Below are 15697 nucleotides of genomic sequence, written 5' to 3' on the forward strand. Positions count from 1 at the left end.
GGCTAATTCCCCGCGCCGATCCGTCTGGCAATATCCCTCAGAAGATCGCGCGCAGACGGGCTGACCCCGCCAAGCTGGAAAAATCCATGGATAACCCCCAGCCACCGCTGAGCCGTACACGTGACGCCTTGCTCAGTCAGGCGCTGATATAGCGCCTCACCTTCGTCGCAAAGCGGATCAAACTCGGCAGTAATGATGTGCACGGGAGGCAGGCCGCTAAAATCCTTTCGCCAGAGCGGGCTCGCTTCAGGATGCTGGCGTTCCGTGTTGGCCAGATAGCGCTCATATCCGCTCAGCAGCGTATCGCGGGTGATGACGTAATCCGCGCCGTTACGGGTATAGCTTTCAAAAGAGGCCGTGGCATCCAGCATCGGGTAGATAAGAATGAGCTGCGCAGGCTGCCAGAGTCCGGAAGACGTGAGCCGCAGGGCAGTCACCAGTGCCAGATGGCCTCCCGCGCTGTCCCCGCACAGGGTGATACGGTTTTTATCCACGCCAAACATATCCGCGTATTGCCAGATCAGATGTGCGCCTCTTTCTGCATCATCATGGGCGGCAGGGTAGGTATGTTCAGGAGCAAATCTGTACTGGATCGCAATGACGCGGCAGTTGCCATAAAACGCTAACTGGCGCAGTTGATTATCGTGAGTATCGAAGCCGCCGCTGATAAAGCATCCCCCGTGGTAGTAGATAACGGTCGGCAGCTTTTCAGCAGCATCTGGCGGAGAGAAGACGCGAAATGTGATGCCTTCGAGGTTCAGCGTCTCTACGTCAACGCGCGTTTCTGTCTCACCGGCAAGCGCCGTGCTGGCAATATAGCCTGCTCTCCGGTCATCAATACTTTGGCTACGCGCAGAAGGGCGTCCTGCTGCGATGAACGCCTGAACCAGCGTATCAATCCCTTTTTCGAGTGCCATGTGGGTCCCTTTAATCTGTATGAATATACAGTGTTATAACTCAGTTTGTTGTCGAGTGAAACAGGGAAAATGAGGCTGAAAACGATTCTGGAAAGCGGCTCGCAAAAGTAAGCATGGATGTTAAATTTGGCTTTAGTCCTGAATAACGCACGTGTAGTTTGCCTGCACAGTGATGCTGGAAGATATGCGAGAGGAAGGTGAGGATGTTGCAGTCAACCAGATACAGGCCGGGCAAACCAACGTTGCCCGGCACTGTGAGTGGGGATTATTCCCCTTCACCCGGGAACAGGAACGGGTTAATAGAGCTGCGGGCAAAGCCCTCTTGCTCCATTTTGGCGTCCAGAATCAGCGAGGCGAGATCGTCGGCGACGGCTTCGACTTTCGGGTCTTTTTCCTGATAAAGGATCTTCAGGTAGGTACCGCAGCCACCGCAGCTTTCAGCTTTGACCGCCGCGTCTTCATTTTCCAGCGACCAGTAGTTGAGATCGCGCGTCTGCTCGCAGTTGCTGCATTTAATGCGCACCACGTGCCACTCGGTTTCACACAGGTTGCAGTGCAGATAACGCAACCCTTGAGTGGTACCGATCTGCACCATGCTGGACACCGGCATTGAGCCGCATACCGGGCAGAATTGACGCGCTTCGCCGTATTCGGCGCGGGCTTTACCCGGGATCAGGCTGGCCATTTGCGCCCAGTAAAGCGACAACGCCGCCCAGATGAACGGCGCTTTATCGCTGCTGACCAGGGAGAAATCGGACGCAAACAGCGCGCTCGCCATCTCTTCCAGCTCCTGATCGGAGGCTTTTTCCAGATTCTCAATGACCGCCAGCGCGGTACCGCTCATCTCGGGTTTCAGCTCGGCAATCAGGGAGTGCAGCAGCGTATGCCAGTGCTTATCGCGCGGCAGAACGTGGATATCCAGCGGAGGCTTACCCTGCTCGCTGGCCTCTTTGATGCGCGCGGTCAGGTCAATTTGCAGCGGGTGGTCGTACAGCACCACTTCCTGCGCATGGGCAACCAGCGCGGCAAAACGCAGAAAATCGCCCAGTGGGTTGTTCTCTGCCAGCTCGCGCAGACGCTCTGCGCGGCGGTTATAGAGGTTCTTGAGTCTGGGGAATAACAACGGCGGAATATATTCCGCCGTGCGTTTCTCGCTCGAACCCAGCTCATCTTGCGGGATTATGCGAATACTCATTCAGATGACTTTTCCTGTTTCTGGCGGACCTCTCGGTACCAGCGCGGGTGATGTTTCTTCGCCCACGTACTGGTTACCCAGCCTTCCACCATCGCGGTAATGGTGCCTTTCACCCAAAGGGCGGCGTAAATATGCACCATGATAACCACAATTAACGCCACTGCGGCAAATGAATGCATCATCAGCGCGAATCGGATCACCGGGATTGAGAAAGCAGGCGCAAAATACGGACGCCAGATGATCACGCCGCTCACCAGCAACAGGACCAGGAAGATAATCGCCGCCCAGAATACGCACTTCTGGCCGAAGTTATAACGCCCGGTATCACCCACTTCCTCGTTGACGACGATCTTACGAATATTCTTCGCCCAAAAGATATCATCCCGATTGATTAGGTTATGGTGCCAGTATCGGAAAAACATGATGATGAACGACGCGAACATGATGACGCCAACAAACGGGTGCAGTATACGCGCCAGCTGTGGTGTCCCCATGATCTGCATCAGCCAGTTGAAGGAGGGGAAGAAGAACCCCAGCCCGCTTATCGCCGCCAGCATGAAGCAGAAGGCGGTGACCCAGTGGTTGATGCGTTCCGGCGCGGTATAGCGCACGATGGTGTCACGTTTTTTCATTTGCGCACCTCGTCTTTCTCTTCATGCAGGTTGTCGTCTTCCTCTTCCGCGCGGTTCGGACCAACACCGACATAGTGGAAGATGCTCGCTGCGAAGGTGGCAGCAAAACCCACCGCTGCCAGCGGTTTCCAGATGCCTTTCCAGAACTTCACGGTCGCGCTGATTTCCGGGTTCTCCGGCAGGCCGTGATACAGATTCGGCTTGTCTGCGTGGTGCAGCACATACATCACGTGCGTGCCGCCCACGCCGGCCGGATCGTACAGGCCTGCGTTGTCGTAGCCACGGGTTTTCAGTTCGCCCACGCGTTCAGCCGCCAGCGTTTTCATATCCTCTTTGGAACCAAAGTGGATAGCGCCCGTCGGACAGGTTTTCACGCACGCAGGCTCCTGGCCGACGTTTACGCGGTCTACGCACAGCGTGCATTTGTAGACGCGGTTGTCTTCCGGGTTCATGCGAGGGACATCGAACGGGCAGCCCGCTATGCAGTAGCCGCAGCCAATGCACTGTTCGGACTGGAAGTCGACGATACCGTTAGCATACTGAATGATAGCCCCTTCTGACGGACATGCCTTCAGGCAGCCCGGATCCGCACAGTGCATACAGCCGTCTTTGCGGATAAGCCATTCCAGTTTGTCGTTCTGTTCCACTTCCGAGAAACGCATCACCGTCCAGGACTTGGCGGTCAGGTCAGCCGGGTTGTCGTACACCCCGACGTTGTGACCCACTTCATCACGGAGGTCGTTCCACTCAGAACAGGCCACCTGGCAGGCTTTACAGCCGATACAGGTGGTCACGTCGATAAGCTTCGCCACTTCCTGCTGGTGGTCCCGCGCCTGAGGCGCGGGCGTGAAACCGTTAGTCGCGGAACGACGGATAATGTCTTGAGATTGATAAGCCATAAGTCGTCTCCGTTACACCTTTTCCACGTTCACGAGGAAGGCCTTAAACTCCGGCGTCTGCGTGTTCGCATCACCGACGAACGGCGTCAGGGTGTTCGCAATGAACCCTTTCTTCGCCACGCCCTCATAACCCCAGTGAATCGGAATACCGATGGTATCCACCTGCTGACCGTGAACGTTCAGCGTGCGAATACGCTTGGTCACCACCGCCTTGGCCTTGATGTAGCCACGGTTAGAAGAGACCTTCACGGTATCGCCATGGGCAATGCCGAGCTTGTTCGCCAGCTTCTCGCCGATCTCCACAAACTGTTCCGGCTGCGCGATAGCGTTAAGCAGCGCGTGCTTGGTCCAGTAGTGGAAGTGTTCGGTCAGACGGTAAGTGGTGCCCACATACGGGAACTTGTCTTTTTTACCCAGCGCGTCGAAATCGCCTTTAAAGATGCGGGCTGCCGGGTTAGAGACCACGTTCGGGTGCAGCGGGTTGGTGCCCAGCGGCGTCTCAAACGGCTCGTAGTGTTCCGGGAATGGCCCTTCCGCCATCTTATCGATAGCAAACAGGCGTCCCATCCCTTCAGGCTGCATGATAAACGGTCCGACATCGCTGCCTGGAGGGGCAGTACTGTAGTCCGGAATATCCACACCGCCCCATTTCGCGCCGTCCCATTTCAGCAACTGACGCTTCGGATCCCACGGATTACCCTGCGGGTCAGCGGAAGCACGGTTGTAGAGAATGCGGCGGTTCAGCGGCCATGCCCAGGCCCAGCCCAGCGTATTGCCGAGGCCTGACGGGTCAGCATTATCGCGGTTGGCCATCTGGTTACCTTTCGGCGTCCAGCTACCGGCAAAGATCCAGCAGCCACTGGCGGTCGTGCCGTCATCACGCAGGTGCGCGAAGGTACTGAGCTGATCGCCTTTCTTCGCCAGCACCGTCCCGGTGGCCGGGTCGATAACATCTGCCAGCGCTTTACCGTTGCTCTCCATCGCCACTTCTTCCGGCGCTGGGTTTTCCGGCGTCGAGTAGTTCCAGGTCATGTTCAGCACCGGTTCCGGGTTCGCACCACCTTCTGCCGCATACATCTTACGCAGGCGTAAGAAGATACCGGCCAGGATCTCGCCGTCGTTCATGGCGATGCCAGGGGCGTCCGCACCTTTCCAGTGCCACTGCAGCCAGCGGCCAGAGTTCACGATGGAACCGTTCTCTTCCGCGAAGCAGGTAGAAGGCAGACGGAACACTTCAGTCTGAATCTTCGATGGGTCAACATCATTCGACTCACCGTGATTCTGCCAGAAGGTCGACGTCTCGGTGTTGAGTGGGTCAATCGTCACCAGGAACTTCAGTTTCGACAGCGATTCAACCACCTTGTTCTTGTTCGGGAATGAGGCGACCGGGTTAAAGCCCTGGCACAGATAGCCATTCACCTTGCCCTGATGCATCATCTCGAAGTACTGCAGAACGTCGTAACCTTTGTCCCACTTCGGCAGCCAGTCAAAGCCCCAGCTGTTTTCTGCTGTCGCTTTGTCACCGAAGAAGGCTTTCATCATCGAGACGAAGAACTTCGGATAGTTGCCCCAGTAGTTCACCTGACCTTCGAGCAGCGGTTTAGGCGTGCTGGCTGTGAGGTAGGTTTGCAGGTCGGTCTGTTTTTCGCTTGGCAGGTTCATGTAACCTGGCAGGCTTTGAGACAGCAGACCAAGGTCGGTCAGACCCTGAATGTTGGAGTGACCACGCAGGGCGTTCACGCCGCCACCTGCCATCCCCATGTTGCCGAGCAGCAGCTGAACCATCGCCATGGTACGGATGTTCTGCGCGCCGACAGAGTGTTGGGTCCAGCCGAGTGCGTAGAGGAACGACGCCGTTTTGTCTTTCGCGCTGGTTTCGGCGATAAGCTCGCACACCTTCAGGAAGTCTTCCTTCGGCGTACCACAGATGTTTTCGACAACGTCCGGCGTGTAGCGGGAAACATGCTCTTTCAGCAGGTTCCACACGCAGCGCGGATGCTGCAGCGTCGTATCACGCTTCGCAAAGCCTTTTTCGTCCAGCTCATAGTTCCAGCTGGTCTTGTCGTATTTGCGTTTTTCGGCGTCATAACCGCTGAACAGTCCATCTTCGAAGTGGTAATCCTCACGCACGATCAGGCTGGCGTTGGTATAGGCTTCAGTGTATTCGCGGTTATATTTTTCGTTGGTCATCAGGTACAGCAATACGCCTGACAGGAAAGTGATGTCAGTACCTGAACGAATAGGGGTGTAGAAATCCGCCACTGACGCAGTACGCGTAAAGCGGGGATCGATCACAATCAGTTTCGCACCGTTGTGGATTTTGGCTTCCATCGCCCAGCGGAACCCGACAGGGTGCGCTTCAGCGGCGTTACCGCCCATCACCACAATAAGGTTGGCGTTCTTGATGTCGACCCAGTGGTTGGTCATCGCACCGCGACCAAATGTTGGAGCAAGACTTGCTACCGTTGGTCCGTGTCAGACACGCGCCTGGTTGTCGACCGCGAGCATACCGAGTGCACGCGTAAATTTCTGGGTTAAATAGCCGGTTTCGTTACTGGAAGCAGACGCACACAGCATCCCGGTGGAGAGCCAGCGGTTGACGGTGACGCCTTCAGCATTCTTCGCAATAAAGTTGGCATCGCGGTCTTCTTTAATCAGTTTAGCGATGCGGTCAAATGCGTCTTCCCAGCTGATTTGCTGCCATTTATCGGAACCTGGCGCACGATATTCAGGGAATTTCAGGCGGCTTTCGGAGTGGATAAAGTCAACCAGGCCGGCACCTTTCGGGCACAGCGCGCCGCGGTTGACCGGATGGTCCGGGTCACCTTCGATATGGAAGATAGACGCTTTGGCGTTTTTAGCACCGTCGCCGAGGCTATACATCAACAGCCCGCAACCGACAGAGCAGTACGTACAGGTATTACGGGTTTCACGGGTGCGCAGCAGTTTATATTGCCGCGTCTCCGCCAGCGCTACACCGGGTGCAAAACCCAGTGCCGCCGCCGTGGTGCCTGCCATACCGCCAGCGCAGATCTTAAAGAACTGCCTTCTGCTGACCTGCATGGGTCACTCCTTGTTTCGACATTGCTTACATATGTAGTTTTGACTTCGCGGTTGAACGGTGACCGCAAAGGAGAAAAATTTGCGTTAATCCCTCAGTTCTACGAGGGATATCATCAGAATACCACAATGTCGGTACGCCTGTTCCAATGGCGTTAATACAAAGTGAACGTATTATCACTGTGTTGATTATAAAGTGTGACATGAGTCACATTATTGCCCCGGCATGTTAAAGGGCTGTATCACCGCCTCGGTTGCGCCTCTCCCAAATGAGTAGGTAAACTTGATGAGGATGGGTGCTGAAAAGTTGATCCATACTATGCGTATGGCCTGCGGTTTGTGATGCAATAGCAGGCTCACCTCCGTGGTTGTTCAGGAATACCGCTGTGTCTAAACAAAACCGTGTTACCCACTCGTCGCCACTGCCTGCCGGTATCGTGGAACTGTCGGTACACAGACCGCCCCACATTACCCACACCACGCCTGATTTTCTGGCGGAGGAAGTGCCCGTTGCTCTGGTTTACAACGGTATTTCCCATGTGGTGATGATGGCCTCGCCGAAAGATCTGGAGCTGTTCGCGATTGGCTTTTCCCTCTCGGAAGGCATCATTGAGCACCCGCAAGAAATTTACGGCATGGATGTGGTGAAGGCCTGCAACGGCCTTGAAGTGCAAATCGAACTCTCAAGCCGCCGGTTTATGGGGCTCAAAGAGCGGCGACGCGCGCTGGCCGGGCGTACCGGATGCGGGGTTTGCGGGGTAGAGCAGCTCAATGATATCGGTAAGCCTGTCGCACCTCTGCCGTTTACCCAGACCTTCAATCTGGCCCATCTCGATCATGCCCTTGAACATCTGAATGACGTGCAACCTGTCGGCCAGCTGAGCGGATGCACGCATGCGGCGGCATGGGTTCTGCCATCGGGCGATATTGCCGGGGGGCACGAGGATGTCGGCCGCCATGTGGCGCTGGATAAACTGATGGGCCGCCGGGCGCGTGAAAGCGACCTCTGGCAGCAGGGGGCGGCACTGGTCTCCAGCCGCGCCAGCTACGAGATGGTGCAAAAGTCGGCGATGTGCGGTGTTGAAATCCTTTTTGCCGTATCGGCCGCGACCACGCTGGCGGTAGAAGTGGCGGAGCGCTGTAACCTGACGCTGGTGGGGTTCTGTAAGCCGGGAAGGGCGACGATTTATACCCATCCGCAGCGTTTAATGGTTAATCAGTAAATTTGAAAAAGAATAGCAAATCCTTCCGCTTTTAGTTGTTCATGATGAGGTCTACTATTTATCTCATCAAGGCACGGTGCCTTAAACAAACGACTAATTGAAAGGGTTTATATCATGAAAAGCATCAAAACTTTTGTCGCAGTAATCGCTCTGGCTACATCTTTCGGTTCTTTCGCTGCACAGACTGTGACCGCAACCGCCTCTACCATTGATGGCGCAGAAGCGAAAATCGCTGCACAGGCTCAGGAAGCGGGCGCGTCATCTTACAAAATTACCCAGGCGTTTACGGGTAACCGCGTACACATGACCGCTGAACTGAACAAATAAGCTGCCACACCGTCGAAAGAGCGCCCCCGGGGCGCTTTTTTTATTGGATACCCGCCAGGCGCAGCAATGCAGTCACGACCGCTGCCGCCACGATCACCACAATTAACGGCATTTTTCGCCATGCCAGAAACACTGCAAACGCCACGCCCAGTACGCGCGCCATACCGGCAAAATGCTCACCTTCATAGAAGGTGGTCGCCAGTGCGACGGAAAACAGCAAAACCGTTGCCGCATCTGAAAGCAGAGCCTGAGAGCGGTCTGACAGCGCCAGTCGGTTGCCGAGTTTTGCCCCGCCGAGACGCATTAAATAGGTTCCCACGGAAAGCACGGCGATACCGAGAATAAAGACCGTCATATTCCCCATTATTTTTTCCTCGCAGCAAGACCGAGTAAAGAGAGCAGAACCGGTAAACCCACCGGGGCAAACGGCACGGCGGCCAGTGACAATGCAGCACCGCTGCAGGCGCGGATCAGGGTGGTGCGATTTTTAAAAGCCGGCACCACTAACGCCAGTAAAATCGCCGGGAATACCGCATCCAGCCCGATGGTTTCAAGGTCCGGCAACAGTTTGCCAACCATGGTGCCCAGCAATGTACCCAGCGGCCAGACGATCGCCACGCCTAAACCGCATAACCAGTAAGCCGCCTTACGCTGTTCGGGCGTTTTTTGCGACAACCCGAACACCACGCTTTCGTCGTTCATAATGTGGCAACCCAGAAAACTCAGGCCACGTTTACCCACCAGTTCACGCACCGTCACCCCAAACGGTACATGACGTGCATTAACCAGTAATCCGGCAGCCGCCGCCGCCAGAGGGTTACCGCCGCTTGCCACAATGCCGATAAACATAAATTCAGAGGCACCCGCCAGCACGGTAATGGAGAGTAAAAACGGGACCCAGACCGGGAAACCGTAGGCCATTGCCAGCGAGCCATAGGACATCCCGACGACGCCTACCGCGAGACACACCAGGATGATTGCTTTTATCGTGTCGCCTTTCAGGGTGGAGAGATGATGCTTCATACAATTTTAGCCATATCGAACGTATTTCCATTATAATGAACGCATCAGAACCGTTTTTCAAGACGAACGATTCGTTCGATTTATAGAACAAAGGGGCCGTTTTTATGACGCAGCCAATCAGCGTGATCGCTAAAAGTCTGGTGCGAGAACGCCTGCGAACCGGACTTTCACTGGCGGAAATCGCGCGCCGTGCCGGGATCGCTAAATCCACGCTGTCGCAGCTGGAGTCCGGCAACGGGAATCCCAGCCTGGAGACGCTCTGGTCACTCTGTGTGGCGCTGGACATTCCTTTTGCCCGTTTGCTCGAACCGCAGCAGCCGACCACTCAGGTGATCCGCCGTGGAGAAGGAACGAAGGTGGTTGCCGGACAGGCCAACTATGAAGCCATTTTGCTGGCGGCGTGCCCGCCGGGCGCGCGTCGTGACATCTACCTGTTACTCACCCAGCCGGGTGCCGACCGCATTTCTCAGCCACATCCGGCAGGCTCAGTGGAGCATATTATTGTGACGCAGGGTAGAGCGCTGGTTGGTCTGATCGATGCGGCGGAAGAGCTTGGCCCGGGGGATTACATTTGCTATCCCGCTGACCAGCCGCATATCTTTAAGGCCCTGGAGCCGTATACGCACGCGCTTCTGGTGGCTGAACAAAATTAACGCAGATACGGAAAATCATGTCGCTTAAAGCCATTGCCAAAGAACTGGGGCTGTCTGTTACCACCGTCAGCCGCGCCCTTAACGGGTATGACGATGTCTCCCGCGAGACGCGCGCCCGCGTCGAAGCGGAGGCTCAGCGCCGTGGCTACCGGCCAAACACCTTCGCGCGTCGCCTGAAGATGGGCAAAATCGACGCCGTGGGTCTGGTTTTTCCGGTGCATCCTGTTCCGCTCAATAACAGCGTCTTTATGGACATGGTCGGCGAAATTAGCCACGAACTGGCGCGACATGAAATCGATCTCCTGCTGATTGCCGATGACGATCTGGCGGATAAGCACAGCTATATGCGTATGGTGCAAAGTCGTCGCGTGGATGCGCTGATTGTGGCGCACACGCTGGATCATGACCCGCGGCTGGAACAGCTTCAGGCCGCCGGTTTTCCCTTTCTCGCGCTCGGACGCAGCCAGCTACCGCAGCCCTATGCGTGGTTTGATTTCGACAACTATGCCGGCACGTACAATGCCACCCGCTGGCTGATTGAAAAGGGGCATCGCCGCATCGCCTTGCTGGGTGAAAGCAACAATCAGGCCTTCATCACCCAGCGCCGCCAGGGTTATCTGGATGCGCTACGCGAAGCCGGGTTATCCAGGGAATGGCTGCGCGCCATGCCGCCTTCGCGCCGCGTGGGTTACGCCACGACGAATGAACTTCTCTCCTTGCCGCAGCCCCCCACGGCCATCATTACCGACTGCAACACTCACGGCGACGGTGCGGCCATGGCGCTGGCGCAGCGGGGTCTTCTCTGCGGTGAAAACGCCGTTTCGCTGGTGGTTTACGACGGCTTACCGCAGGACAGCATTGTCGATGTTGATGTGGCGGCGGTTATTCAGTCCACCCGCCAGGGCGTCGGGAAACAGATCGCTGACATGGTGCGTCAGTTGATTAACGGCGACGATATCGCTCAGCTACAGGTGCTCTGGCAGCCAGAGTTCTTCCCGGGTCAGACGGCCTAAACACAGCAAAATTCCAAAGCCGATCACAGATCCGAAACGTTTTGGTTTGTATCCGAAACGTTTCGGATCAACACTCAGATCATCCCGATGACAGGAGAGGTCTGATGCACGATTCCATTTTTCGACTCGAAAGTAAGGCGGTTGACCTGGTGATCACCACGCACCCGTTCGCCGAAATTCTCTACTGGGGGCCGCACCTTCACCACTTTTCACCGCAAGATGTGGTAAGTCTGGCTCGTCCGGTGGCGAACGGCAGGCTCGACGTTGACGCCCCGGTGACGCTGATGGCGGAGCTTGGACACGGCCTGTTTGGTTCGCCCGGTATTGAAGGGCACCGCCAGGGGCTGGACGGGTCGCCTGTCTTTAAAACCACCCATGTGCAGCACCAGGGGCAAACCCTGACGTTAACGGCGGAAGATGAACATGCCGGGTTGCGTCTGACCAGCGAGCTGGCACTGGATGCAAGCGGGGTTCTGGTGGTGCGTCACGGTTTAACTAACCTGCGGGCGCAGGCGTGGCAGGTTGATCGTTTCGCCGTGACGCTACCGGTCGCTGAACGCGCGCAGGACGTGATGGCGTTCCACGGACGCTGGATCCGTGAGTTCCAGCCGCATCGCGTGAAGCTTGAACACGACAGCGTTGTGATTGAAAACCGCCGCGGCAGGACCTCTCACGAACACTTCCCGGCGCTGATCGCCGGTACGTCCTCATTTAACGAAATGCACGGCGACGTCTGGGGCGTGCATCTGGGCTGGAGCGGCAACCACCGCCTGCGGGCGGAAGTCAAAACCGACGGACGCCGCTATCTGCAGGCCGAAGCCCTCTACCTGCCGGGAGAAATGGCGATTGAAGAGGGGGAAACGCTCTGGACACCACGCCTGTATGCGAGCTACTCCGCACGGGGTCTGAACGGCATGAGCCAGTCGTTCCACCGGTATCTGCGCGACAACGTTATCCGCTTCCCTGAAAACAAACCGCGCCCGGTACATCTCAATACCTGGGAGGGGATCTACTTCAGCCATGACCCGGCGTACATCATGCGCATGGCCGATGAGGCTGCGGCGCTGGGCGTGGAGCGTTTTATCATCGACGACGGCTGGTTCAAAGGCCGTAACGATGACCACGCGGCGCTGGGTGACTGGTACCTGGACGAGAAAAAATACCCGGACGGGCTGACGCCGGTGATTAACCATGTGAAAAAGCGCGGCATGGAATTTGGTATCTGGATTGAGCCGGAGATGATTAACCCGGACTCGGATCTGTATCGTGCCCATCCCGACTGGGTGCTGGCGCTGCCGGGCTACACCCAGGCAACGGGCCGTCATCAACTGGTGCTCAACCTGAATATTCCGCAGGCTTTTGATTATCTGGTCGAGCGCATGAGCTGGCTGCTGGGCGAACATGACATCGACTACGTTAAGTGGGATATGAACCGCGAACTGGTACAGCCCGGGCACCACGGCAAAGCCGCTGCGGATGCGCAGACGCGGCAGTTTTATCGTCTGTTAGACGTGCTGGGCGAGCGTTTCCCGCACATTGAATTTGAGTCCTGCTCCTCGGGCGGCGGGCGAATCGATTATGAAGTCCTGACCCGCAGCCACCGCTTCTGGGCCTCTGACAACAACGACGCGCTGGAGCGCAATACCATCCAGCGTGGCATGAGCTACTTCTTCCCGCCGGAAGTGATGGGCGCGCATATCGGTCATCATAAATGTCACGCCACCTTCCGCCAGCACAGCATTGCTTTCCGCGGCCTGACGGCACTGTTTGGCCACATGGGACTGGAGCTTGACCCGCTCACCGTCGATGCTCAGGAGCGTGAAGGCTATCGCCATTACGCCGCGCTGCACAAGCAGTGGCGGGAAGTCATCCATCACGGTACCCAGTGGCGCGTGGATATGCCGGATGCCAGCACGCTGGCGCAGGGTATAGTGAGCGAAGACAAAACGCAGGGGTTGTTTATGGTCAGCCAACTGGCCATGCCGGATTACACGCTCATGATGCCGCTGCGCATGCCGGGGCTCGACGCGCAGGCGCAGTACCGCATCACGCTGCTCGACCACCCCAACATTCGACTCACTGGTGAGGGCGGGCACACCATGCGCAAGCTACCGGCGTGGATGGAAACGTCCCAGACGGCCAGCGGTGAGTGGCTGATGCAGGCGGGGATCGCACTGCCGATTCTGGACCCGGAAACCGCCATTCTGATTGGCGTTGAACGCGTGTAAGGGTGATGGGCCAGGAGACTGGCCCTCCGTTGAGGATAAAAATAATGAACACAACAACCTGTACCCACAAAGACAACCCTAACTTCTGGATCTTCGGGCTGTTCTTCTTTCTCTACTTCTTCATTATGGCCACCTGCTTTCCGTTTCTGCCGATCTGGCTGTCGGATGTCATCGGCCTGAACAAAACCCATACCGGGATCGTGTTCTCCTGTATCTCGCTTTCGGCCATCGCCTTTCAGCCCGTGCTTGGGGTCATTTCGGATAAGCTGGGGCTGAAAAAACACCTGCTGTGGATCATCACGGTGCTGCTGTTTCTGTTCGCACCGTTCTTCCTGTATGTCTTTGCGCCACTGCTGAAAACCAGTATCTGGCTGGGGGCATTGAGCGGCGGTCTGTATATCGGTTTTGTCTTCTCCGCAGGTTCAGGCGCGATTGAGGCCTACATCGAACGCGTGAGCCGTAACAGCGTGTTTGAATACGGCAAGGCGCGCATGTTCGGCTGTCTCGGCTGGGGGCTGTGCGCTTCAACGGGCGGTATTCTGTTTGGCATCGACCCGTCGTATGTCTTCTGGATGGGATCAGCGGCTGCGCTGCTGCTGATGCTGTTGCTGGTGGTTGCGAAACCGAAGCCAAACCAGACTGCGCAGGTGATGAATGCGCTGGGGGCCAACCAGCCGCAGATCACCGCCAGGACGGTCTTTAACCTGTTCCGTCAGCGCAGAATGTGGATGTTCATTCTGTACGTCATCGGTGTGGCCTGCGTGTATGACGTTTTTGACCAGCAGTTTGCCACCTTCTTTAAAACCTTCTTCGCAACGCCGCAGGAGGGAACGCGAGCCTTTGGTTTTGCCACCACGGCGGGGGAAATTTGCAACGCGATCATCATGTTCTGCTCGCCGTGGATCATCAACCGTATCGGCGCGAAGAATACGCTGCTGATTGCCGGGCTGATTATGGCGACGCGCATTATCGGCTCGTCGTTTGCCACCACCGCGGTGGAGGTCATTGCCCTGAAGATGCTGCACGCGCTGGAGGTTCCGTTCCTGCTGGTGGGGGCGTTCAAATACATCACCGGCGTGTTCGATACCCGTCTGTCGGCCACTATCTATCTGATTGGTTTCCAGTTTGCCAAACAGTCGGCGGCGATTTTCCTCTCTGCTTTTGCCGGGAATATGTATGACCGGATCGGTTTCCAGGAGACCTACCTGATGCTGGGCTGTTTTGTACTGGCGATTACGGTGGTCTCGGCCTTTACGCTGAGCAGTAAGCAGGAGATTGCGGCGCGCCGCGCTGCGGTGGAGGCAAACTAACGCAGGACGCTGCCGCGGATGCGGCAGCGTTAACGCTTTAGGGCAGGTAAAACACCGCTTTCAGTTCGGCACTCACCGGGCTGTTGTCGGGGTTCGAGGGCATTACCTCACCCATGTATTTCCACCAGCGCTGACAAACGTCGGTCTTTGCCACCGCGTTCCAGCGCGCTTCCGATTCAATCTCAACGCTCGCAAACAGCAGGTTACGCGCCTCATCGAGATAGATAGCGTAGTGGTGCGCACCGTGGTCTTTTAATACCGCCTCCAGCTCTGGCCAGATGGGGTTATGGCGACGCGCGTACTCGTCGTGCGCGTCAGGGTTCACCTGCATCACAAATGCTTTGCGGATCATCATGCCTCCAGCCGCTTTCGCGGGCCGCTATGGGTACAAATCCAGTGCCGACTGCATCGGCGTGACGCCAAAGCGTTTACCGAGTGCAATCAGCTCTTCCCGGGTGATGGTCTGCTTCATGCCGCCCATCGACAGAACCTTCACCAGCACCTCGGCGGACTTCTCGGCGGTATCAATCAGACCAAACGTTTCGTCGAGCGTCGGCCCGCTGCCGAATACCCCGTGGAACGGCCACAGCACCAGGGAGTGGGACTGCATTTCGATGGCGGTGGCCTGGCCGATTTCGTCGGTACCCGGCACCATCCACGGCAGAATGCCGACCCCGTCGGGGAAAACCACCAGACATTCGGTGCTGCCTTCCCACAGCTTCCGCGTGAGGTAGTCGCTACTGTTTTCCAGCACGTAGGTCAGGGCGATCAGGTTAGTGGCGTGACAGTGCATGATCACCCGGTCCTTGCCGTGAGTTGCCTTGATACGCTCACAGTGAGAGAGGAAGTGCGCCGGGAGTTCAGACGTGGGCACTGCATCGTCCGTCAGCCCCCAGAGGATGTGATAGCCTGCGCCGTCGCTGTCCACTCTCACCACCCCGAGGTTGGCCTGCGGGTCGAGCTGCACGTTACGGAAGAATTTACCGGAACCGGTGACGATAAACGGCGTACTGGCGAGCTGCGGCATTGGCTGGCTCAGGGCGATATAGCGCGGCTTCTGATGGAACTCGGCGGCGAACGGTTCAATGTCGGCATCATCCAGGCGCAGCGTCAGGTTACCGCCATTGCGCTCGTCCCAGCCTTTCAGCCAGGCGTCGGAGGTGGCTTTAATCATGCCCTGGACGAACCAGGCGTTAGTGATGGTCTGCATAGTGTTT

General features: G+C 56.8%; 15 protein-coding genes. 6 read left to right on the forward strand and 9 right to left on the reverse strand.

Features of this window, described 5'->3' with window-relative positions:
* Nucleotides 1-2 precede the first annotated feature (2 nt).
* The 5 genes from HV157_RS14415 to fdnG form a co-directional block, all read right to left on the reverse strand.
* Nucleotides 3-917, reverse strand: a complete 915-nt coding sequence (locus HV157_RS14415) for an alpha/beta hydrolase (RefSeq protein ID WP_113657038.1) — start codon at nucleotides 915-917, stop codon at nucleotides 3-5.
* Between the two features lie 265 nt (nucleotides 918-1182).
* Entirely contained in the window at nucleotides 1183-2112 is a 930-nt protein-coding gene (fdhE, locus tag HV157_RS14420) for a formate dehydrogenase accessory protein FdhE (RefSeq protein WP_182269159.1), read from the reverse strand.
* The gene (fdoI, locus tag HV157_RS14425) at nucleotides 2109-2744 is read right to left on the reverse strand and encodes a formate dehydrogenase cytochrome b556 subunit (protein ID WP_113657036.1); all 636 of its coding nucleotides are present in this window, start codon (nucleotides 2742-2744) and stop codon (nucleotides 2109-2111) included. The genes fdhE and fdoI overlap by 4 nt, the downstream gene beginning before the upstream one ends.
* Entirely contained in the window at nucleotides 2741-3643 is a 903-nt protein-coding gene (fdxH, locus tag HV157_RS14430) for a formate dehydrogenase subunit beta (protein WP_014172231.1), read from the reverse strand. The genes fdoI and fdxH overlap by 4 nt, the downstream gene beginning before the upstream one ends.
* A gap of 12 nt (nucleotides 3644-3655) precedes the next feature.
* A complete protein-coding gene (fdnG, locus tag HV157_RS14435) occupies nucleotides 3656-6706 on the reverse strand; it encodes a formate dehydrogenase-N subunit alpha (RefSeq protein WP_088202997.1) in 3051 nt (1016 codons plus the stop codon).
* A 383-nt stretch (nucleotides 6707-7089) separates the two neighbouring features.
* Here fdnG and fdhD point away from each other — a divergent pair, with 383 nt between their 5' ends.
* Both fdhD and HV157_RS14445 read left to right on the forward strand, forming a co-directional pair.
* Nucleotides 7090-7926, forward strand: a complete 837-nt coding sequence (gene fdhD / locus HV157_RS14440; protein WP_182269160.1) for a formate dehydrogenase accessory sulfurtransferase FdhD — start codon at nucleotides 7090-7092, stop codon at nucleotides 7924-7926.
* Between the two features lie 114 nt (nucleotides 7927-8040).
* Nucleotides 8041-8253 (forward strand): DUF1471 domain-containing protein, encoded by a 213-nt coding sequence (locus tag HV157_RS14445; protein WP_008501827.1) that lies wholly within the window; start codon nucleotides 8041-8043, stop codon nucleotides 8251-8253.
* A gap of 40 nt (nucleotides 8254-8293) precedes the next feature.
* Here HV157_RS14445 and HV157_RS14450 read toward each other — a convergent pair whose 3' ends face one another.
* On the reverse strand, nucleotides 8294-8617 hold the full coding sequence (locus HV157_RS14450; RefSeq protein ID WP_032680064.1) for an AzlD domain-containing protein: 324 nt from the start codon (nucleotides 8615-8617) through the stop codon (nucleotides 8294-8296).
* Entirely contained in the window at nucleotides 8617-9276 is a 660-nt protein-coding gene (locus HV157_RS14455) for an AzlC family ABC transporter permease (RefSeq protein WP_014172226.1), read from the reverse strand. Before HV157_RS14455 ends, HV157_RS14450 begins: the two co-directional genes overlap by 1 nt.
* Before the next feature lie 104 nt (nucleotides 9277-9380).
* Here HV157_RS14455 and HV157_RS14460 point away from each other — a divergent pair, with 104 nt between their 5' ends.
* The 4 genes from HV157_RS14460 to HV157_RS14475 all read left to right on the forward strand — a co-directional run bounded on the left by HV157_RS14460 (nucleotide 9381) and on the right by HV157_RS14475 (nucleotide 14480).
* Entirely contained in the window at nucleotides 9381-9929 is a 549-nt protein-coding gene (locus tag HV157_RS14460) for an XRE family transcriptional regulator (RefSeq protein ID WP_182269161.1), read from the forward strand.
* A gap of 17 nt (nucleotides 9930-9946) precedes the next feature.
* A complete protein-coding gene (locus HV157_RS14465; RefSeq protein WP_182269162.1) occupies nucleotides 9947-10942 on the forward strand; it encodes a substrate-binding domain-containing protein in 996 nt (331 codons plus the stop codon).
* Between the two features lie 104 nt (nucleotides 10943-11046).
* Nucleotides 11047-13170: an alpha-galactosidase gene (locus tag HV157_RS14470; RefSeq protein ID WP_182269163.1), complete on the forward strand. Its 2124-nt coding sequence runs from the start codon at nucleotides 11047-11049 to the stop codon at nucleotides 13168-13170.
* 44 nt (nucleotides 13171-13214) lie between these two features.
* Nucleotides 13215-14480, forward strand: a complete 1266-nt coding sequence (locus HV157_RS14475; RefSeq protein ID WP_044857714.1) for an MFS transporter — start codon at nucleotides 13215-13217, stop codon at nucleotides 14478-14480.
* Nucleotides 14481-14517: 37 nt separating this feature from the next.
* Here HV157_RS14475 and rhaM read toward each other — a convergent pair whose 3' ends face one another.
* The gene (gene rhaM / locus HV157_RS14480) at nucleotides 14518-14832 is read right to left on the reverse strand and encodes an L-rhamnose mutarotase (protein ID WP_032679248.1); all 315 of its coding nucleotides are present in this window, start codon (nucleotides 14830-14832) and stop codon (nucleotides 14518-14520) included.
* Between the two features lie 27 nt (nucleotides 14833-14859).
* Nucleotides 14860-15690, reverse strand: coding sequence for a rhamnulose-1-phosphate aldolase (rhaD, locus tag HV157_RS14485; protein WP_014172220.1), 831 nt, complete (start codon nucleotides 15688-15690; stop codon nucleotides 14860-14862).
* Between the last annotated feature and the right edge of the window lie 7 nt (nucleotides 15691-15697).

Source organism: Enterobacter sp. RHBSTW-00318 (assembly GCF_014101375.1).
Classification (GTDB): domain Bacteria; phylum Pseudomonadota; class Gammaproteobacteria; order Enterobacterales; family Enterobacteriaceae; genus Enterobacter; species Enterobacter ludwigii.